Source organism: Flavobacterium notoginsengisoli, assembly GCF_042686225.1.
GTDB lineage: Bacteria > Bacteroidota > Bacteroidia > Flavobacteriales > Flavobacteriaceae > Flavobacterium > Flavobacterium notoginsengisoli.
Map to the genome: position 1 here is coordinate 26,272 of NZ_JBHUOT010000005.1, position 21,442 is coordinate 47,713.

At 33.3% G+C, this 21,442-nt stretch carries 14 protein-coding genes; all 14 read right to left on the reverse strand.

Features of this window, described 5'->3' with window-relative positions:
- Nucleotides 1-275: 275 nt before the first annotated feature.
- The 14 genes from kynU to ACFS3A_RS12570 all read right to left on the reverse strand — a co-directional run bounded on the left by kynU (nucleotide 276) and on the right by ACFS3A_RS12570 (nucleotide 21,417).
- Nucleotides 276-1,553: a kynureninase gene (kynU, locus tag ACFS3A_RS12505; protein WP_379825887.1), complete on the reverse strand. Its 1,278-nt coding sequence runs from the start codon at nucleotides 1,551-1,553 to the stop codon at nucleotides 276-278.
- A gap of 311 nt (nucleotides 1,554-1,864) precedes the next feature.
- Complete coding sequence (gene queA, locus ACFS3A_RS12510) at nucleotides 1,865-2,914, reverse strand: tRNA preQ1(34) S-adenosylmethionine ribosyltransferase-isomerase QueA (protein WP_379825888.1); 1,050 nt, start codon at nucleotides 2,912-2,914, stop codon at nucleotides 1,865-1,867.
- A gap of 365 nt (nucleotides 2,915-3,279) precedes the next feature.
- Nucleotides 3,280-4,509, reverse strand: coding sequence for a 3-phosphoshikimate 1-carboxyvinyltransferase (aroA, locus tag ACFS3A_RS12515; protein ID WP_379825889.1), 1,230 nt, complete (start codon nucleotides 4,507-4,509; stop codon nucleotides 3,280-3,282).
- A 135-nt stretch (nucleotides 4,510-4,644) separates the two neighbouring features.
- Nucleotides 4,645-4,971: a nucleotide pyrophosphohydrolase gene (locus ACFS3A_RS12520; protein ID WP_012022600.1), complete on the reverse strand. Its 327-nt coding sequence runs from the start codon at nucleotides 4,969-4,971 to the stop codon at nucleotides 4,645-4,647.
- A 2-nt stretch (nucleotides 4,972-4,973) separates the two neighbouring features.
- A complete protein-coding gene (locus tag ACFS3A_RS12525; RefSeq protein ID WP_379825890.1) occupies nucleotides 4,974-6,959 on the reverse strand; it encodes a hypothetical protein in 1,986 nt (661 codons plus the stop codon).
- 8 nt (nucleotides 6,960-6,967) lie between these two features.
- The gene (locus ACFS3A_RS12530) at nucleotides 6,968-8,890 is read right to left on the reverse strand and encodes a DUF3857 domain-containing protein (protein WP_379825892.1); all 1,923 of its coding nucleotides are present in this window, start codon (nucleotides 8,888-8,890) and stop codon (nucleotides 6,968-6,970) included.
- A gap of 2 nt (nucleotides 8,891-8,892) precedes the next feature.
- Complete coding sequence (locus ACFS3A_RS12535) at nucleotides 8,893-10,911, reverse strand: DUF3857 domain-containing protein (RefSeq protein ID WP_379825893.1); 2,019 nt, start codon at nucleotides 10,909-10,911, stop codon at nucleotides 8,893-8,895.
- 70 nt (nucleotides 10,912-10,981) lie between these two features.
- Nucleotides 10,982-12,889: a DUF3857 domain-containing protein gene (locus ACFS3A_RS12540; protein WP_379825894.1), complete on the reverse strand. Its 1,908-nt coding sequence runs from the start codon at nucleotides 12,887-12,889 to the stop codon at nucleotides 10,982-10,984.
- A gap of 62 nt (nucleotides 12,890-12,951) precedes the next feature.
- Complete coding sequence (gene dtd / locus ACFS3A_RS12545) at nucleotides 12,952-13,404, reverse strand: D-aminoacyl-tRNA deacylase (protein WP_379825895.1); 453 nt, start codon at nucleotides 13,402-13,404, stop codon at nucleotides 12,952-12,954.
- 103 nt (nucleotides 13,405-13,507) lie between these two features.
- A complete protein-coding gene (gene rsgA / locus ACFS3A_RS12550) occupies nucleotides 13,508-14,485 on the reverse strand; it encodes a ribosome small subunit-dependent GTPase A (protein ID WP_379825896.1) in 978 nt (325 codons plus the stop codon).
- 139 nt (nucleotides 14,486-14,624) lie between these two features.
- Nucleotides 14,625-17,966 (reverse strand): VIT domain-containing protein, encoded by a 3,342-nt coding sequence (locus tag ACFS3A_RS12555; protein ID WP_379825897.1) that lies wholly within the window; start codon nucleotides 17,964-17,966, stop codon nucleotides 14,625-14,627.
- Nucleotides 17,967-18,185: 219 nt separating this feature from the next.
- A complete protein-coding gene (locus ACFS3A_RS12560) occupies nucleotides 18,186-19,268 on the reverse strand; it encodes a bifunctional 3-deoxy-7-phosphoheptulonate synthase/chorismate mutase type II (RefSeq protein ID WP_144217355.1) in 1,083 nt (360 codons plus the stop codon).
- A gap of 13 nt (nucleotides 19,269-19,281) precedes the next feature.
- Entirely contained in the window at nucleotides 19,282-20,139 is an 858-nt protein-coding gene (locus ACFS3A_RS12565; RefSeq protein WP_379825899.1) for a prephenate dehydrogenase, read from the reverse strand.
- Nucleotides 20,140-20,271: 132 nt separating this feature from the next.
- Nucleotides 20,272-21,417 (reverse strand): pyridoxal phosphate-dependent aminotransferase, encoded by a 1,146-nt coding sequence (locus tag ACFS3A_RS12570; protein ID WP_379825900.1) that lies wholly within the window; start codon nucleotides 21,415-21,417, stop codon nucleotides 20,272-20,274.
- Nucleotides 21,418-21,442: the final 25 nt, after the last annotated feature.

Sequence of the window (21,442 nt, forward strand, 5' to 3'; positions counted from 1 at the left end):
TAATCTCGCAGAGGTGCAAAGTTCATTTATCATTTAAAAATAATAAGCGGTACTGTTTGTAATTTCGAGGAACGAGAAATCATACGCGGGATTCTACAAAGATTGGCTACATACTTCGCGGAGTTTCTAGTGTGATTTCTCGTTCCTCGAAATGATAAATTTTGTGCTTAAAGATTTTTTCACGCAGATTTAAAAAGATTTAAGCAGATGTTCGCAGATTACTTATAGAAATCATTTTAAATCTGCTAAAATCTGCAAAATCTGCGTGAAATAATTTACTTCCCTAAAATTCCTTTTTTCAGAATCTGTCCAAAGTCGTACATATCTTCATAAGAACAATATAGTGGAACTGGTGCCAGACGAATTACATTGGGTTCGCGCCAATCTGTGATAACTCCGTTCTTCATTAAATAATCAAATAAAGCTCTTCCTTCTCCATGAAGAAAAACAGATAACTGTGAAGCTCTTTCTTCGGGGTTTGAAGGCGTAATAATTTCAAAAGTACTTTCTACTTCCTTGTCAATTTCGTGAAGAATAAATTCAAGATAAGAAGTAATATGATCACGTTTTTTAATTAAAGCATCCATTCCAACCTCAGCAAACATCTCTACAGAAGCTAAGTAAGGCGCTAACGAAAGAACTGGTAAATTACTAATCTGCCATCCATCTGCTCCGTGAACTGGGTCAAAGTTTGGTTCCATTTTAAAACGACGTTCCTTGTTGTGTCCCCACCAACCGGCAAAACGAGGCAGATCCGGATCGTTATGATGTCTTTCATGAACAAAACATCCAGAAGCATTTCCCGGACCTGAATTCATATATTTATAACTGCACCAAGCAGCAAAATCTACATTCCAATCGTGCAGTTCTAATTTAATATTTCCTGCTGCGTGTGCTAAATCCCAACCTACTTTTGCTCCTGCTTTTTGTCCAGCTGCTGTAATCGTTTTAATATCGAAAACTTGTCCGGTATAATAGTTTACTCCGCCAATTAAAACTAAAGCAAGCTCATCTCCTACTTCTTCAATTTTTGCCAAAACATCTTCTAAACGAATATTGTGTTCTCCCTCACGACGTTTAATTTCTACAATGGCATCTTCTGGTTTATAACCATGAAAATGAACCTGACTCTGAAACATATATTGATCTGACGGAAAAGCTTTTTCTTCGCAGATAATTTTATAGCGTTTTCCTTGTGGCTGATAAAAAGAAACCATCAGCAAATGAAGATTCACAGTCAAAGTATTCATTACCGTAACTTCTGATGGAAGCGCGCCAACAATCTTACTCAATGGTTCAGAAAATCTTTCCTGATAATCCCACCAGGGTTTCTCAGCATAAAAATGACCTTCGACGGCAAGTTCTGCCCAGTCATTCATTACTTCGTCTATATAGGTTTTGGTACGTTTTGGCTGTAATCCTAATGAATTTCCTGTGAAATAAATTACTCGTTTATCATTCACTTTCGGAAATATAAATTGTTCCTGATAATGGTTTAATGCGTCTTTCGAATCTAGCTCTCGTGCAAATTCGCGTGTATTTTGAAAAGTCATTGTGTATTTTTGTTTTGTTTGCTAAAATAACAAAAATTGTTTGTTTTGTTTCAGATTGATATGCTTTGTGTGTTTTTTAACGCAAAGAGCGCAAAGTCTTTTTTTATCAAGGCTAACGTTTATAAACGCTAAGTTCGCAAAGCTTTGCGTTCTTTTGTTTCTGGTAAACACATACTGAGCAAAAAAACTTTGCGCTCTTTGCGTTTAAAATTTCTCAACGAATGTCAAACTTGAAACCTGAAACTTGAAACAAATAAAAAACCCGACAGGTTATAAAAACTAGTCGGGTCTTTTTATACTATAAATTCTAATTAAAGAATTAACATCGCGTCTCCGTAAGAATAAAATTTGTATCCTTCTTTAATCGCTTCTTCGTATGCTTTTTTCATTAAATCGTGACCACAGAAAGCAGAAATCATCATTAATAATGTTGATTTCGGTGTGTGGAAGTTTGTAATCATACAGTTTGCAATACTAAAATCGTGAGGAGGAAAAATAAATTTATTTGTCCATCCTTCATATGGATTTAAAGTGTTTGCAGAAGAAACAGAACTTTCGATGGCACGCATAGAAGTTGTTCCTACAGCACAAATACGTTTTTTCTTTGCTTTTCCTTCGTTTACGATATCACAAGCTTGTTGTGTGATAATCAATTCCTCAGAATCCATTTTGTGTTTAGATAAATCTTCTACCTCAACCGGGTTAAAAGTTCCTAAACCTACGTGTAAAGTTACCTCAGCAAAATTTACTCCTTTGATTTCTAATTTTTTCAAAAGGTGTTTTGAAAAGTGCAAACCAGCAGTTGGCGCCGCTACAGCTCCTTCTTCTTTTGCGTAGATTGTTTGGTATCTTTCAGCATCTTCAGCAGTAACTTCTCTGTTGATGTATTTAGGAATTGGAGTTTCTCCAAGTTCTGTCAATTTGTTTCTGAATTCTTCATAAGAACCGTCGTATAAGAAACGTAAAGTTCTACCACGAGAAGTTGTGTTGTCGATTACCTCAGCAACTAATGAATCGTCATCACCAAAATAAAGTTTGTTACCAATACGGATTTTTCTAGCCGGATCAACTAAAACATCCCATAAACGTTGCTCAGAATTTAATTCTCTTAACAAGAAAACTTCAATTCTAGCTCCGGTTTTTTCTTTGTTTCCATACAAACGTGCAGGGAAAACTTTTGTATTATTTAGAATTAAAACGTCTCCGTCATCAAAATAGTTGATCACGTCTTTAAACATTTTATGTTCGATAGTGTTTTTTTTACGGTCAATTACCATTAAACGAGATTCATCTCTGTTTTCTGCCGGAAATTCAGCCAAAAGTTCTTTCGGTAAATTGAAATTGAAGTGTGATAATTTCATATTTGAAGTTAGATTTTAAAAAATAAATCTTAGACTTTTTTATCTAAAATTTTAAATCGCTTGCAAATATACGATTGTGAGATAGGCGTTGTCAAGTGTTTTGACGTTTATTTTCAAAAGTCCTTGATTTAGTGAGGTTTCGGAAAGCATTAAAAATGTTTTTTTTGAACCATATAAGTGATATAAGTTCATATCAACTGTTTTTTTACTTACTATTAAACCCGACAGGTTTTAAAAACCTGTCGGGTTTACTTTTAAATTCGCATAAAAAAACCTCTGGTTGAAACCAGAGGCTATGTTTTACATACTTTGCGTTAAGCTTTTATTTAAATGAACTTATATCACTTATATGGTTTCAAAAATTTTTACAATTCTGAAACTTGAAAGTTCAACGCTTTTAAATCATTCCAGAAATCCGGATATGATTTAGAAACTACCTCAGCATCATCAATGATAATTGGAACTTTGATTGCTAAAGGTGCAAACGCCATTGCCATACGGTGATCATTGTATGTTGCAATATGTATATCGTGATTAATAGCTCCTGAACGCTCTAAAGTCAAGCTGTCATTTGTAACTGAAATATTCGCTCCTAATTTTGTAAGCTCGATTCTCAATGCTTCTAATCTGTCTGTTTCTTTAATTTTTAAAGTATGAAGACCTGTTAAATGACATCCTATTCCTAAACCTAAACAAGTTACGACGATTGTCTGTGCAATATCCGGAGTATTGTTTAATTCAAAATTTACATCCTGATAATTGAAACCTGCTACTTTTTCCAAGGTCATTTTGTTATTTTGGAAAGTCGTTTTTACACCCATTTTTTCATAAAGAGAAACTAATTCTGAATCTCCCTGAAGACTGTTTTCTTTGTAACTGCTCAATGTGATTTTTGCAGATTCAGATAAAGCAACCAGACTAAAGAAATAAGAAGCTGAACTCCAGTCAGATTCTACAACCATTTCTTTGGATTCAACTGATTCTTTAGGAAACACTTTTATTACATTTCCTTCAAAAGTGGTTTTAATATCTAAATCAGCCAGCAAAGCTAAAGTCATTTTGATGTATGGAATCGAAGTAATTTCGCCTTCTAAAGTCAGTTCTAAACCATTATCCAATTTAGAAGCCACTAATAAAAGTGCCGAAATATACTGACTGCTTACGTTTGCAGCTAATTTAACTTTTGATTCTGTTACTTTTTTTCCTTTAATTCGAATTGGCGGATAACCTTCTTCTTTTTCATAAGAAATCTCAACTCCCAGTTGCGCTAAAGCTTCAACCAAAATTTTGATTGGACGCTCCTGCATTCTGCTGGATCCGGTCAAAACCACTTCTCTTCCTTCATTAACTGAAAAATAAGCCGTTAAAAAACGCATTGCTGTTCCGGCGTGGTGAATGTCTACAATTTCATCATTTCCAGCCAAAGCTTTCTGCATTACTTCGCTGTCATCAGAATTTGAAGTGTTGGCTAAAGTAATGTTTGTGAATAATGCTTTTAGCAATAATAAGCGGTTGGTTTCGCTTTTAGAACCTGTAATATTGAGTTGCGAATCATCAATGATGAATGATGGATTCGTCGTTAATTTTAAATTCATTTTTTTAATTGTAAGTTGTGAATTTATGAATTATGAATGATTAGAAACATAATTCAGCCCCGCAATTTACCACTCCCCATTCATAATTCAAAATTCAAAACTCATAATTCAAAACTTATGCGTGATATTTCACAATTATTTCAATTTATCATTGTTTTTGTGACGATCTTTATCTCTAACCGATTTTAAGTCCATTTTTTTATCAAAAGCAGCTTGTAAATCGATTCCCGTTTGATTGGCCAAACATAAAACTACAAAAACAACATCGGCCAATTCTTCGCCAAGATCTTTGTTTTTATCACTTTCTTTTTCTGATTGTTCTCCGTAACGGCGAGCAATAATTCTGGCAACTTCTCCAACTTCTTCTGTAAGCTGCGCCATATTGGTTAATTCGTTAAAGTAACGAACTCCGTGTTCTTTTATCCAGGTATCAACGTCTAGTTGAGCGTTTTTTAAATCCATTTTTAAGCTTTTTTAAGGACAATTTTTTCGTTTTGACTAGCAATCATTTTTTGAAACAGTGTTTTCAATCCATTGTAGTGCTCAGCTGCAAAAATACTACTGTTGATCTCTTTTAAAAAACTAATTTGAATTTTGTTTGTGTCACTTAAAAAATTCAGTGTTAAATTTATAGTTTTATCTTCTAAAGAAAGCCTTGTAGACGCTGGAAGTCTTTCTATAACATACCCTTCGGGAATTTCAATGTTTACAAAAAGTTTTTCTTGTTTTGGATATCCAAAATAAATTCCCATCTGTCTATTTTCCTGTACAAAAGGATTTTTGGCAGGCGTGTAAAACAACATAGGACTTACATAGAATTTGTCATCAATAATTTCAACAAAATTATCGGTTTCAAAACTGAAAGTTTCTACAATTGGATCGGATATATTAGAAACTTTATTAGTTATTAAGTAATCAGAAATCTTTAGACCTCCCAAATCTTCTTCCAGTTTTTCGATATAATTGTCTTGATTGCCATTTCCGTTTTGGATTCTAAATTTATAAGCTTCATAATCTGTTCTCTGAATTCTAACTTTCCCGCTAATCTTTCCGCTTTCGTTTAATTTGATTGTAATACTGGCATTTTCTTTAGAAGGTTTCGACGGAACTAAATCTATTTCTTTAGAAGTTCCATCACTTTTAATTAACCTCCCTTTCCAGTTTAAAGTGTTTAAGGGCAATATATCCGGTGATGTAAATTTTCTCGAAGCATCTAATAAAACTTGCTTTTCATCTATTTCTGCAGCTACAATAATATAATTAAATCCTGTTCTTGTCGGATAAACCGGAATTCCATTTTCGATTGTACTTACTAATATAGGATTAGCTTCAATTCCTGCCCATTTTAGCATATTTAGCAATATAAAATTGATTTCTGCAATATTTCCGGTTTGATCTTTATATGCTTTTTCGACTCCTTTATCAGTATAATAACCGTATTTTTCATTCCAGTTCATTTTGTTCTGAACGAATTGAAAAATAATATTCATTCTCTCTTTTTGAGATGAAACATTTGCTAGTATCTTTTTTACATCTTCCAGCAAAAAACTATTTTTGTTGATTTCTTTACCGAAACGATCGTCTTTAAAAATCGTTGAAGCTACTCCTTCCCAAGTAAGAGTATAGTCTTTAACAGGCTGTTCCGGCATTCGAACACGTTCTAACTCGTGTTTAATTGAACCTCTGTAATTTTCGATATTATTGACATAAGGTTCCTCTTTTAAAGCTGGAATATTTTTTCCTGAATAAAATGCATCTATCTGCTTATAGGACATACTTCGGCTTTGACCATGTTCACTTGTAAAATTCTGGCTTCCCATTACAATTTTAGAATCGTTTTCTATAGTATGGGTTCCTAATAAAAGTGCTTTATAAATATAAAATTCCGGAAATTCTGTTTTATACCCAAAATAATTCAAAGGAATACTAAATTGAAAATCAAAATCTGGAAACTGGACTATATTTTCGGACTTTAAAACGTATTTGTATTCTATAACAGATCCTTCTTTCACGTTTGGAAACGTTATCCCTTTTTCATTCCAATATTCATTAATCTTTCTCTTGAAAGTTCCTTGATTTTCTAACTTTGTTTTTTGTATTTTACCATTTTCCAGATTGTATGTCACTGTATTCGAAAAAGACAATAAATCTTCGTTTAAGTTTTGGTAACCAACATAATACTGGACTTTTTGATCAGCCCACTTTAAACCTTCTTTTTTGTATATTTTGATTTTAAATTCATAAGTATGAGTTGCAGAAAAACCATTTTTTTCATCATACGTAAAAACGGTTTTTCCTTTTTTAAACAAAATTGCCGCCGGCGCCGTAGAATCTACAGGATGTATTTTTTCCTGAAGTTCGCCAATAGTAACTTTTCCAAGTTCATAACTTTGAGCCTGGACTTGAGCACCATTCCATAAGAATATAAAAAAAAGGAGAAGAGATCGCATCGACATATTTAGATTCGTTTTAAAATTATCTTTTCTGTTTGTTTCGCCATCATTACTTTATAATATTCTCTTAAAATAGTATATTGTTCACGTGACACAATAGGAGAATTTATTTGATGCAAAACCAACAATTGAAGCACATTATCATTGAGTGCAATATTGTACTTAAAAATTCCCAGACCTTCTTCCATAACTAATCCTTCGGCTTTTGGAATGCTTTCTACAGCAAATCCTTCCGGAATCCGTATACTAACGTTATATTTTTCTGCAAAAGGAAATCCGAAATCGACCGGATATTCCCTATTTTCCTGTTTGAAAGGATTTTTTGTATTTGAGAAAAATAGCATTGGACTTATGTAAATTTTATCTCCTATCACTTCAGATAAATCATTACTTATAAACGAAAAACTTTCTGTTGCCGGCAATAAATACTCTTTTTCATTATCTCGTTTATAATCACTTACCTGAATTTTACCATGATTATTTTCAAGATTCTCCAAATAGGTCTCTTCTTTGGTATTTTCAAAAGTGTTTCTAACAGCCATAGCATTATAATCTGTAGTCTGTCTTCTTATTTTACCATTAATTTTACCGTTTTGTTCAATGGTATAATCAATTGAAACATTGTTATTAGATAGCTTCTTTGGCATTAAATCAATACTTTCAAAAGTTCCGTCTTTACGAATTAATCTTCCAATCCAATTCAAGTCTCTTAACGGAAGAACATTTGGTGTTGAAAATTTATCTGCAGCATCAATTAAAATAATATCTCCTCCGCTTTCAACGGCAGTTATGACAGAGTTAAAAGCATTTATGTTTGGAAAAAATGCAATTCCGTTAGAACGCGTACTAATCAGAACCGGATTTGCAGTAAGTCCGGCGTACCGAAGCATAGCGGTCAGCATTAAATTAATATCCGCACCGTTTCCTGTTTTTTCTTTATATGCCTTACGAACACCCTTCTCGCAAGAGAAACCTAAATGATTATTCCAGTTTACATTCGTTTTTATAAAATTAAGAATCGCTGTAATTTTTTCTGTCGGATTATTTTTTCCTGCCAATACTACTTTCAAATCTTCTTCAAAATATCCCGTTTTGTTTAATTCAGGGCCAAAACTGTCAAATCCGTAAATTGTTTTAGCGACACTTGTCCAGTCTGATGAAAATGTTTTGTAAAACCGTCCCGGAATTTCTATCTTTTCGAGTTCAAAAAAAATTCCAGTCCTGTAGTTATTAATATTGTTTACATAACTTTCTTCTTTCATTGCTGGAAGGTTTTGATAAACATAAATGGTTTCTGTCGCATTTCGTCCATATGCGTGCGTCGCTTTTGAAATAATTTTTGGAGAAAAAAATCCTTTCGTATTTCTTTTAAATATGAAATCATCCGGAATGGTCGTTTTAAGCTCGGAATAATTTACCGGAATATTTTCCTGAAAATTCCAGTCATAAAGACTTAAAAAACCCACATCTTCTCTATATTCATATTCTATTATAGATCCCTCTTTTACATCTGGAAAAGCCAGTTTTTTTGTCCAATAACTGTCATTTGTTTTTTCGATGAACTCACTTTCGGGTTTTAATTTAGACTTGATGATTTTACCATCAATTAAATTATAAGTATAAGCACTTAGAATGTGTAAATATCCGGATCTTCCAGCACCAAAATACAGATGAACGTTTGATAAATGATATCCGTCACTTTTATAAATTTTGATTTTTTTACGAATAATCTTTTCAGAATTTCCACTCAGATTTAAATTGACTGTAACATTACTTGCTAAAATAGCTGCTACGGCTCCAGAATCTTTTGGGTGCATTTTCTCTTCCAGTTCAGCTATTGTTATCTTTCCAGGCGCATAATTTTGAGCCTGAATATTCCCACTACTCCAAAAAAATATAAAGCAAATTAAAAGGATACGACTTAGCATATTTAAATTCTTTTTAAAACTATTTTCTCCGTTTGTTTCGCGATCATTCCTTTATAATAATCTTTTAACATTTCGTATTCATCAGTGCCAACGATTGCTTTGTTAATTTGATGTACAATGCTTAATTGTAAAATATTTTCGTTTGCAACAATATTGAATTTAAAACTTCCTAAATTATTCTCCATATTGTAAACTACTGCTGTTGGAAGTGTTTCGACGGTAAAACCTTCAGGAATTTTAATCGTGATGTTATATTTGTCTAAAAATGGATAACCAAAATCTACCGGATATTCTCGTACTTCTTGTTTAAAAGGATTTTTATCTTTTGTAAAGAAAAGCATCGGATTTACATAGATTTTACCACCTATAAGTTCACATAGATTATTACCTGTAAAAGAGTAGGTTTCAACAGTTGGAGCTAATAATTCTTTCTCATTCGTTCTTGAATATTCTTTTATTTCGATTTTATTACTGTTGTTTTCGAGTTTTTCCAGATATTCTTCTTCTTTTAATTTTTCAAAATTCTCTCTTGCAATCATAGCATTATAATCAGAACATTGCCTTCTGGTTTGACCTGTAACTTTTCCTCCGGCATCAATATCGTAATTCATAAAAACAATATCATTAGATGTTTTTGTAGGCATCAAATCGATTTCCTCCGAACTTCCGTCTTTTCTGATTAATCTTCCCATCCAGTTCAAGACTCTAAAAGGAAGTATATTTGGTGTTGCATATTTATCAGTAGCATCTAATAAAATATAACCATTTGGAGTTTCTACTGCTGCTATTACATAATTGAAGGCTGTTCTGTTTGGAAAGAAAGCAATTCCGTTAGAACGTGTACTTACCAAAACCGGATTTGCTGTTAAACCTGAAAAACGCAGCATTGCTGTTAGCATTAAATTAATATCTGCAACATTTCCTGTTTTTTCTTTATAGGTCTTTTTAACTCCGTTATCACAGCCATAACCATAATAACTATTCCATTTTACATTTGATTTTACGTGATTTAAAATAACCCACATTTTTTCTTCCGGTGTATTAATTCCTGCCAATAATTTTTTCAGATCTTCTTCAAAATAGCCGGTTTTATTCAGTTCAGGACCAAAATCTTCATATTCATAAATCGTTCTCACAACCGAATTCCAGTCTGTAGAATATTCTTTAATTGGTCTGTTTGGAAAATGTGTTAATGATAATTCATGTTCAACACTTGACCTGTAATTGTTAATATTATTGACAAAACTTTCGTCTTTCAATGCCGGAAAATCCTGAGCTACATAAGTAACTTCTGTCTCTATATAATCTATTTTATCTGTGTAAAATTGAGTTGTAGCTGAATAATTACCTCCTGCTCTTTCTTTACTATTAATCGTAATGGTTTTTGGATTTTTTAATGTGGTAGTTTTAGGAAATATATACCCTTTTTGGCGTGGTTTAAAAACATAATATTCCGGATAAGCTACTTTAAACTCTGAATAATTTACCGGAATCGAAGTCTGAAAATCCCAGTCACGTATCATGGCATCACTAGGAGATCTGACAGTATAACGAAATTCTATTACTGAACCTTCTTTAACGTTAGGCATCGTTATTTTTTTCTGTCCTCTGTATTTTGAAAGTACCTCATCAAAAGATCCGTCACTTTTCAGTTTTGTTTTTTCTACTTTACCATTTACCAGGTTATAAGTCACTGCATCGGTAAAAAATACTCTTTCTTTTAATGAGTTGTAATTGTAATACCAAACCTCTTGATTCGCCCAGTCATAACCTTCTTTTTTATAAATTTTAATACGGGTTTCGACATCGGTCATCATATAAAAACCTTCGTTTTGGTCAAACTCCAATCTGGATACTCCTTTTTTATAAAGGATAGCAGCCACTGCTGAAGTATCTTTTGGATGCACTTTCTGTTCCAATTCTGCAACAGAAACTTTTCCTAATCTAAATTCCTGTGCAAATGCACTTGTTGTGGCAACAAATAAAATTGCCGACAAGCTAAAAAGTCTGATAATTTTCATTGGTAATTCTGGTAGTTTTTGGTTAATTTTTTGGTTAGTTTTTTGGTTAGTTTTTTGGTTAGTTTTTTGGTCAGTTTTTGGTTAATATTATTTTGGCGTTATCATTTCTTGAAACCTGTTCCATAAACAGGCGATATTCATCATATTCTTTGTTTGAATATTTTCCTTTGTTTAAAAACATAAATCTTTTGTACATCAGTTTGTTTGAATCAGTTTTGATAATTTCGGTTTTATACTCGCCAAATTTACCTTTCAGCTCATAATTTTGAGGCAGAAATTCAATACTGAAACCAGAAGGTAGATTGATTTCAATTTCATCTGTATCCAAATAACCACGCTGAATCTGGAATGGATTTTTACGATTTCTGATTCGTTTTACATTTTCTGAATTTTGATTAAAAGCATCAACTGTAAAAATCATTTTATTACCGGAAATCACTCCATAATTTGAAGCTGATAATTGCACATTTTCAACAAAACAGATATTCTCTTTATCGTTCGTAAAAATGATTTTCCCTAATTTCAAATTGTTGATATTATTCCAATATTCTTTGTAGTGTTGTTCTTTTTCATGAGGTTGTAAAGTCTCCACTCTTGACTTAGAAGCATATTGACTTCCTTGCGATGAGATGTTTAAATTGCCCGAAAAATCCCCATTTTCATTAATGGTATAAACTCCTTTTCCTGTTTGAGTATTTCCGTTGTCCTCATAAACCTTAGTACGAACAATTTCTCCTCCTTCAGGTTTAACGACTAAAACATCCCTGTCATCTGTAAAGGTTCCCTGATAACCAAAAGGATCATCCTGACTCGTACATTCCAGCCAAATATAATTATCTCCATTTGGAACAGCCAAAATCATATGATTTCCCTGCATCGAAACAAAATCGGATTGAATATTTGCTTTATAACGATCTCCATATAAAATGGTATTATAAGAAGGAACGTCTACAACTTGTAAAAGTGCTTTTGTATAATTGGATAAGGCTTTACAATCTCCATAGCCCAAACGATCTACATCTGAAGCCTGCATGGGTTTCCATCCGCCAATACCTACAGCTATATTTACATATCTTGATTTCTTTTGGACATAATCGTATATGATTTTTGTCTTCTTTACAGGATCTTTTTCATCTCCAACCAAAGCCTTAATTTTGGCTTTCGTTTCTTCAGGTAAAACAGTAGTTCCTGATAGAATCTTATCTCCATACCATTTCCCAAAAGCTTCCCAGGTTGTCGCTGTGCCATCGACTCCTTCTAAATGGAAATGCTCCAATCCCATCATAATTTTGGGATAAAGATCTGACGGAGACGGACTATAATCTTCGGCTTTTTGTGCTAAAATATTAGTTGCTGTATAACTTAGTTTTGTAGCTGTATCAACTGTTTTTTTTATTTTAAAATCTGCTAACTGAAACTCTTTCTTTTTAAAACCTAAATTATTAGGAAAGGACACATTTAAAATGCAATTTTCAACACTTACATTATAGCCACTTAAAAAATACCATTTTGGTATAAAAGCTGTGTTTGAAGTTTCAATTTCGCTACTGTAGGCTACAGTAAACGGGAACGAAACTGGAGTATAATTTAAATAAAGAACACGATTATCCGAAAAAAGGGTACTACCACTTACCGCACTTTGATCTTTAAAATCTTTTCTTTTTATCTTTTTGATTTCATTACCAAAAGCATCATAAACTACAGCTTCAATACTTTTAATTGCTGTCGATTTATCATAAAATTCATAACCATCTATTTCACTGAGACCTTTCTGATTTAAAACCGTAACAATTCTCTGTTTTTTAATATTCATACTTCGTTGCGAAAGAATATTAATATCCATTTGATCTAAACGAATGACGGCATTTGCATTCTCTTTAAGACTGTCCGAAATTTTAAGGATAGAATAATCGTTCTTTTGAGCAAAGGAATTAGCAATAAAAAATAAAAAAAACAACGTGAAACAAAGGTTTTTCATTAGTAAGGATTTTCTTCAAATATATATTTTTTTCAGAAATCCTTAACAAATGTTTAATTTTTTTATTCCTTGTTTTTACTGTCTATTAAGATTGTAACTGGTCCGTCATTTAGAAGATTGACTTTCATATCAGCACCAAAAATTCCCGTTTGTACTTTCTTTCCAAACTCTTTTTCTACTGATTTTACAAAATTCTCATACATAGGAATTGCAAAATCCGGTTTTGCAGCTTTTATATAAGAAGGACGGTTTCCTTTTTTTGTAGAAGCATGAAGTGTAAATTGGCTTACTACAATTATATCACCATCGACATCCTGAACTGAGCAATTCATGACATCATTTTCGTCGCCAAAAATTCTCATTTTTATGATTTTTCCAGCAAGCCAATCAATGTCTTCCTGAGTATCAGCTTCCTCAATTCCAACTAAAACTAATAATCCTTTTTTTATATCGGCTGTTTTTTGACCGTCAACCGTAACTGATGCTTCTGAAACTCTTTGAAGTACAACTTTCATAGAAATGTTTAATTGGAAAGTATTAATTATTGATTTTTTCTTTAGAAATAATAATTATTAAATTCTCTTTGGTCAATCAGAATTAACCATTCACAATTAATAATTATTTACGCGTTTCATCACTCGCAGCACGATCTTCTCCATAAGTATCGGTACGGTAATGTTCCTCGTCACCCTCCAAAATTTTAAGGTAACTATTATAGCGAGACCAGGCAATTTCATCTCTTTCTAAAGCGGCTTTAATAGCACAATGGGGTTCTTCTTTGTGCAAACAGTTGTTAAACTTACATTGCTCTTTTAATTTAAAGAATTCTGGAAAATAACCACTTATTTCGGATGGTTCCATATCAACAATTCCGAAACCTTTAATTCCAGGCGTGTCAATAATTCGGGCATCAAAAGACAAATCATACATCTCGGCAAAAGTAGTGGTATGCTGCCCTTGTTTGCTTTGTTCTGAAATTACAGAAGTTTTTAAATGAAGACTAGGTTCCATTGCATTTACCAAAGTTGATTTCCCAACTCCCGAATGCCCGGAAAACATACTGACTTTTCCAATCATCATTTCTTTAAGCTTATCAACTCCTTTATTTTCTGTTGATGAAATTCGCAGGCATTTATAACCAATTTCAGAATAAATATGCTGCAAATAAAGCTGATCATCTAAAGTCTGATCGTTTAGTGTATCAATTTTATTAAAAATAAGAATAGCTTCAATGCCGTATGCTTCAGCAGTAACTAGAAAACGATCGATAAAACTTGTAGTTGTTGGCGGATTATCAATGGTTACCAATAAAAAAACCTGATCAATATTAGAAGCAATTATATGAATCTGCTTTGACAAATTAACCGATTTACGAACGATATAATTTTTTCTTTCGTGAATATTATGAATCGTTCCGGTAACAGCGTCTGAAGTTTCGTCTAATTCATAATCGACAATATCGCCTACAGCAATTGGATTGGTACTTTTTATACCTTTTATTCTGAATTTCCCTTTCATACGGCATTCCACAAAATCCCCATTTTCAGATTTTACGGTGTACCAGCTTCCTGTAGATTTATATACGGTTCCTGTCATTCAAATTTTAGATTTCTGATTTTAGATTTTAGATTGCTCTTAAAAACTAAAAATTTTAAAAGGCAAAATTACGTTTTTAGAATGGAACAACGCAATTTCGCCTTTTAAAATTGAAAGACATCCGCTTAATTTGCAGACTTTACCAAATAATCTCTGCTAAAGCTTGATTCTCTTTTATTTTCCCTAACTGAATTGTTTTTAAAGTTCTGGAAGTTTTTCCTGCTTTGGTAATATAAATTTCGACCATTAAAGTTGCCGGACCATTTTCTGTTAATTCAGTTTCTCCAAAATAATTGGTTTTAATTTGATATTTCCCTTTTACAGCATTTCTGATTATATATTGTTCCGGGCCATAACCTTCAGTAAAATCTTTAGAAAATCTTCCTCCAATTTTTGTAGAAGTGTGGCTGTAATAACATTCTTCATTTGTTGGTTCAATTACATGCAAATCCAAATCAACATCCATTTGGTTCCAGTTCATAATGACTCTGATATCAACCGGCATTTTTGCAAGATACTTTTTATCAAGCTTATTCGTTTTTATGCCAGAATGTGCTGTTATCATACGATTAACATCCATCAAAATAATATCTTCCACACCTTCATACTGACCGCTCATTTCTCCATAATAATTCACTTCAAGCGCTTTAATTAATTGATCAAAAGCTTCCTGATATTTCCCTGTATCTTCCAGCGCCAAAGCATAATCTCTAAGACTTTGTGGCTCGTGTTCTCTCCATTTTGCAACTTGTTTTGCAGTAAACACGGCATCATCATAATCTTTCCATTGACGCAGAGTGTAAGTCAGCGTTTTATAAAGCTGATGATTCTCTAAACCTAAATCGGCGATATTGCTAATGATTAGCAATGCTTTTTTAACATCGCCCTGATTGTAGAAAAAATGCGCTACATCAAAATAAAAACTTGGGTTTCTTTCCTGCGCATTTCTTAATTCAAAATACAAATCGTATTGTTTTTCTTTTGGTGCCGATGCCAATGCTTTTAAATACAATCGATCCGGATTCCAACTTTTTGTCTGAACAATACCACTATTTGAAGACTTCTTTTTTGTTGTTATAATAATAACTCCATTTGCCCCTCTGCTGCCATAAGCAGAAATTCTGGCAGCATCTTTCAAAACATCTACCGATTCAAAATCATCTGAATTTAAATCGGCCAATTCGCCCTCATAAAACTGACCATCAACAATAAGTAAAGGCTTTTTTGAATCTCCAGTTAAATAACCTTCATCGATACCTGAATCTTGAGGTATAAATTTACTATCTGTAACAGCACCAACTACTTCACTTTTCTTTTGAGTTCCGTATCCAACGACCACCACTTCTTCTAATTTGGCAGAATTTGAATTTTGACCAATTACTTCACTACCAACTTTTTTATCTTTTATATCAACAATTTTTGGTGTATCCTCAGTAACCTCTTCTGCTTTTGCAACAACTGGTCTAGCAAATTTTACCTGATCCACTTTTGGTGCAGTTGGCGGAGGGGGCGTATTATATACAGCATTATCTTCAACAACAACACTGACAGAACCTGCTCCAACAGGTTCATCAATTGTAAATACCGCATCAGGATTCCCTTTTATCGTTTCACGTCCATAAGCTATTCCTGATTCATTCTCATTCTTAGGCTTATGTTTAGATATAATTTTTTGTCCGTTATATTTAATATCTTTTTTCCACCAAACATTTAATCCCTTAAAATAACTTTCTATGTTTTCCCAATTACTTTTTTGTTGTGCTACTGTAGCATCTTGTTCCTGTTTTTTTATTTGATCAAATTCAGAACGTAATTCTGCAGGCGGAATAATATCATACAGAATATAATCTCTTACATTTTCCAGCACAATCAGCGAAGTATTTTTGGTTACAATACCGAATTTCTTTCCAAGAAGTTCAATTTCATCAGTGTTCTTAGCATATTGTAATTCAAGATTGGCAATTTTTTTCTGTGCCCAAAGTTTTTCAATATTTACGTCATTAGAATTTTGAACAGCCACATCAAGCATAATTTTCTTTTCTAAAACAGCTTCACTATCATAGCCAAATACTAACGTAATTTCATTTTTTGGATTTAAAGAAATTCCTGAAAAGCTAAAATTTCCTGAAACCGGAGTTCCTTCCATCGGAAATAAATCAGTTACGGTTAAATTCTCCTTTATTCCTAAAAATTTCAAATTGGTATTCGTTAATTTATCCAAAGCCGTTTCGGCATTTATCTGATTTAAATTGATAAAATTACCGCCTGTTTTCGTTGCCGAAAAATTCAGAAAAGAAAAATCAGCCGATACAGAAGAAGTAATAGTATAAACAGGTTTTTTAGTTTTTGGAAGAAGATTTTCACTTAAAGAAGATAATCCATCTGTAAAAAACAAATATTCATCCTGACTAGTAAAGTTCAATTTCGAATAACGAGTTCCGCCATCGTATCTGGTTTTTTCTAAAACAGCTTTTAAAGCGGACCAATTTCCATCAGAAATACTATATTCCTGCTGTTTCTCAAAAGTGTAATTCAAAAAGTACAAAGTCACTTTTGTATTTTTTATTTTCTGAAAATAAGCATCCAATAAATCTAATTCTTTTTTCAAATCACGATTTTTACAGCTTAAAGAATTATCCCAAATTAAACCAATTGAAGCTGGTACTTTTTTGGCTGTTTTGTTGCCTTCGATAAAAGTATTTCCGTAAAAATAATACTGACCACCAGCATCCTGCATCAAAACACTTGGACTATTTTGTTGTATTGGAATTTTAAACACTATTTTTTCTGTTGGCTGATAATTTTCTTTTTTAATAGATGCCTGAAAAGCCTGATTCCATTTTGAAAAAATAATTTCGTTTCCTGAATTTTCAGTAACAGTTGGTGCTGTCGAAGCTCCTAAAACCGAAACATTGATTTCAAACTGATCTAGTTTTTTAGGAAAACGGCTTACCAATTGATACGCAAGATTATCTTTATCAAAAGCCGAAAGTTCTTCTTCGTAACCAATAACAACGGTTCTCTCACCATTTGGCAGCAACGGATAAATTCTGGTTTTAAAATTATTTCCATCCACTTTCTCCAATAATCCCGGATCAACACGACGATGTTCGATTGCCTCAAAAACCTGTTTCCCTTTATTTTTATTTACCGGAACCGCTTCACGCAATTTTCCGTTTATGTCAATCGCATATCTCGAAACTGAAACATTTTCCGGTAACGGAAAAATAAGTTCTGCTTCCATTTGTCTTGTACCTGAATTAAAAAAATGCATTTCGGCAGTAGTATAAGCAATATTGCCAACCACTTTTACATTGACAAAAAGTTTATTCATTCGCACTTTTTCTGCTTCTTCACCTTTCACGGTAAGTTCAGGACTTTGTGCAAAAGTTTTTGTTCCAAGAAAAACCAGAAAGAAAAACAAAACATTCCAATTCATTTGAAAAATGCGTGGCGCAGACGAAAACAATTTTAATTTCATGATACAAAAATTAAGGTTCATATTGTTATAGAGAACAAAAAACGTCAAAAGGTTGGGAAGATAAAACTTATTTATCAAAAAAAATCTCCAAAGCCCGAAAGCAGTGGAGATTTAATATAAAAAACAATCTAATTTTAAATACGTGATATAACAAAACTTGAAAACAACTTTTAAGTCAGGTTAAAATTATCTTATATCATTTATATGGTTTGAAGAAAATTATGCGTTGAAAATTTTCTCTTGGTGTCCAATACTTTCCTGGTGAATTGCTTTGAACATTCTTAAAACGAATTCTTCAGTAAGACCTTTTTTCTCACCTTCAAGAATCATTTTTCCTAAGATTTCGTTCCAACGGTTATTTTGAAGAATCGCAACGTTTGCATCTTTTTTAACCTGACCAATTTCGTCAGCCACTTTCATACGTTTTCCTAACAATTCTAATAAGTTAGCATCAAGTACATCAATGTTAGCTCTTAGTTTAGTCATTTTTTGGCTGTACTCATCTGTAGTATCATCCGTTTTTCTGATAGTCAAATCTTTAATGATTTGTTTCAAAGTATCTGGAGTTACTTGTTGAGCAGCATCAGACCAGGCATTGTCCGGATCAATGTGTGTTTCGATAATCATACCATCGTAGTTCAAATCCAAAGCCTCTTGCGTTACTTCGAAAATCATTTTACGATCTCCGGTAATGTGAGATGGATCGATGATTAATGGTAAATCAGGGAATTTATTTTGTAATTCGATAGCAATCTGCCATTCTGGAATGTTTCTGTATTTTGTTTTTTCGTAAGTAGAGAAACCTCTGTGGATAACTCCTAATTTCTCGATTCCAGCCATGTGTAAACGTTCAACACCACCTAGCCATAAAGCTAAATCCGGGTTTACTGGATTTTTAACTAAAACAATTTTATCAGTTCCTTTTAAAGTATCAGCAATTTCCTGAACTGCGAAAGGATTTGCCGTTGTACGTGCTCCAACCCATAAAACATCGATATCGTACTCTAAAGCTAATTTACAGTGAGCTGCAGTTGCTACTTCAGTTCCCATTAATAAACCAGTTTCAGCTTTTGCTTTTTGCAACCATTTTAATCCAATTTCTCCAATACCCTCAAATCCTCCCGGACGAGTTCTTGGTTTCCAGATTCCAGCTCTGAATACGCTTACTTTTGAATCTTTCAATTCGTGAGCGATTTTCAAAACCTGATCTTCCGTTTCTGCACTACAAGGTCCAGCTATCACAAGTGGGTGATTTAAATTGAAATCTTCTAACCACTTTCTCATTTCTTTCTTATTTTCCATTTTATTATAGTTTTTACTTTTTAATTGTTAATCCGTTTAATATCTCTTTAATTTTATTTGTGCTTTCCATTTCTTCAAAAATGGCGTTGTAATCTTCTTCTTTTAACAAATCTCTAAACCGACTGAGATTTGAAATATAGGCTTCTAAAGTTTCCAGTACATGTTCTTTATTCTGCTTAAAAATGGGCGTCCACATGGCTGGTGAACTTTTGGCCAAACGAACGGTGCTTTCAAATCCGCTTCCCGCCATATCAAAAATATCCTGTTCGTCTTTTTCTTTATTCATTACCGTTTTCCCAAGCATAAACGAACTGATGTGCGACAAATGCGAAACATAAGCAATGTGTTTATCGTGCGAAACGGGATCCATATATCGAATTCTCATTCCAATTGAAGTAAAAAGATTTAATGCTTTTTCCTGTAATTTAAAAGCAGTCTTTTCAACTTCACAGATAATGTTTGTCTTTCCTTGAAACAAACCTCTTATTGCTGCCGAAGGTCCTGAAAACTCCGTCCCCGCAATTGGGTGTGTAGCAATAAAATTTCTTCTTTTCGGATGATCTGCTACTGCTTCACAAATTGGCTTTTTCGTCGATCCTACTTCAAAAACGATTGTTTTATCTCCAACTAAATCCAGAACTTTTGGCAGGAGCGTCAGTGCTACGTCTACCGGAACCGAAACAATTACAAAATCGGCTTTTTGTAAATCTTCAAAACTTCCCGCTTCGTCAATAACACCTAAATCAATTGCCTGCTGCAAATGCTGTTCATTACTGTCGATTCCTAAAATAGTCGCATCAGGATAACGTCCTTTGATGTCTAACACCATTGAACCGCCTATTAATCCTATTCCTATTACGTATACTTTCATACTTTTTCTTTAATTTCCAATTTTAAAATTCCAAATTCCAACCTTAATTTAACCCAATCCCGATAGCTATCGGGAGCAAAGAATTTACGCAAGGTTCGCAAAGTCTGAAATCTAAAATCTACATTCTAAAATCTAAAATCGGTCGATCGCTTCTTGTACTTTTTCTTCTTTCACACACAATGAGAATCTGATATATCCTTCGCCGTTGCTTCCAAAAATGGTTCCCGGTGTAATGAAAATATGTTTCTCATATAATATTTCGTCAATGAACTTCTCTGCTGATTCGATTCCTTCCGGAAGTTTTGCCCAAACAAAAAGTCCAACTCCTTCTTTATATACTTTACAGTTTAGCTTTTCTGCTAGTTTCTCTGTTAATTCTCTACGGCGTCTGTAAATTTTGTTTTGATCTTCGAACCAGGATTTATCACATTTCAACGCTGCGATTGCACCTTTCTGGATTCCGTAATACATTCCACTGTCCATGTTGCTTTTTACTTTTAGAACTGAATCGATAATTTCAGGATTTCCTAAAACCATTCCGACTCTCCATCCTGCCATGTTGAATGTTTTACTTAGCGAATTCAATTCTAAAGCTACATCTTTCGCACCTGCAACCTGCAACAAACTCATTGGATTATCATTCAAAACAAAACTGTACGGATTGTCGTTGATCAATAATATATTGTGTTTTTTAGCAAAAGCCACCAATTTTTCAAATAACGCTAAACTTCCTCTCGCCCCTGTTGGCATGTGCGGATAACCCAGCCACATAATTTTTACTTTCGAAAGATCCATTTTTTCTAAAGCTTCAAAATCCGGTTCCCATCCATTTTCTTCTTTCAAATCATAATAAACCGGAACTGCCTGAACCAAATTGGTTACCGAAGTATAAGTTGGATAACCTGGATTCGGAATCAAAACGTGATCGCCTTCATTTAAAAATGCCAGCGAAATGTGCATAATTCCTTCTTTCGAACCCATTAATGGTAAAATCTCATTATTCGGATTCACTTCAACACCAAACTGATCTTTATAAAAATCCGCCATCGCCTGTCTCATTTCTGGTAATCCCTGATAGCTTTGATAACCATGCCCGTTTTCGTCTTGAATTGCCGCAGCGACTGCTTCAATTACTGCTTTTGACGGACTCAAATCAGGGCTTCCAATTCCCATATTGATGATCGATTTTCCTTCAGACATCAACTGACGAACTTCTCTTAATTTTGATGAGAAGTAGTATTCTTCAACTGTGTCTAATCGTTTTGCTGTTGTAATCATTTTTTTTATTGCTTTAGGCTTTCTT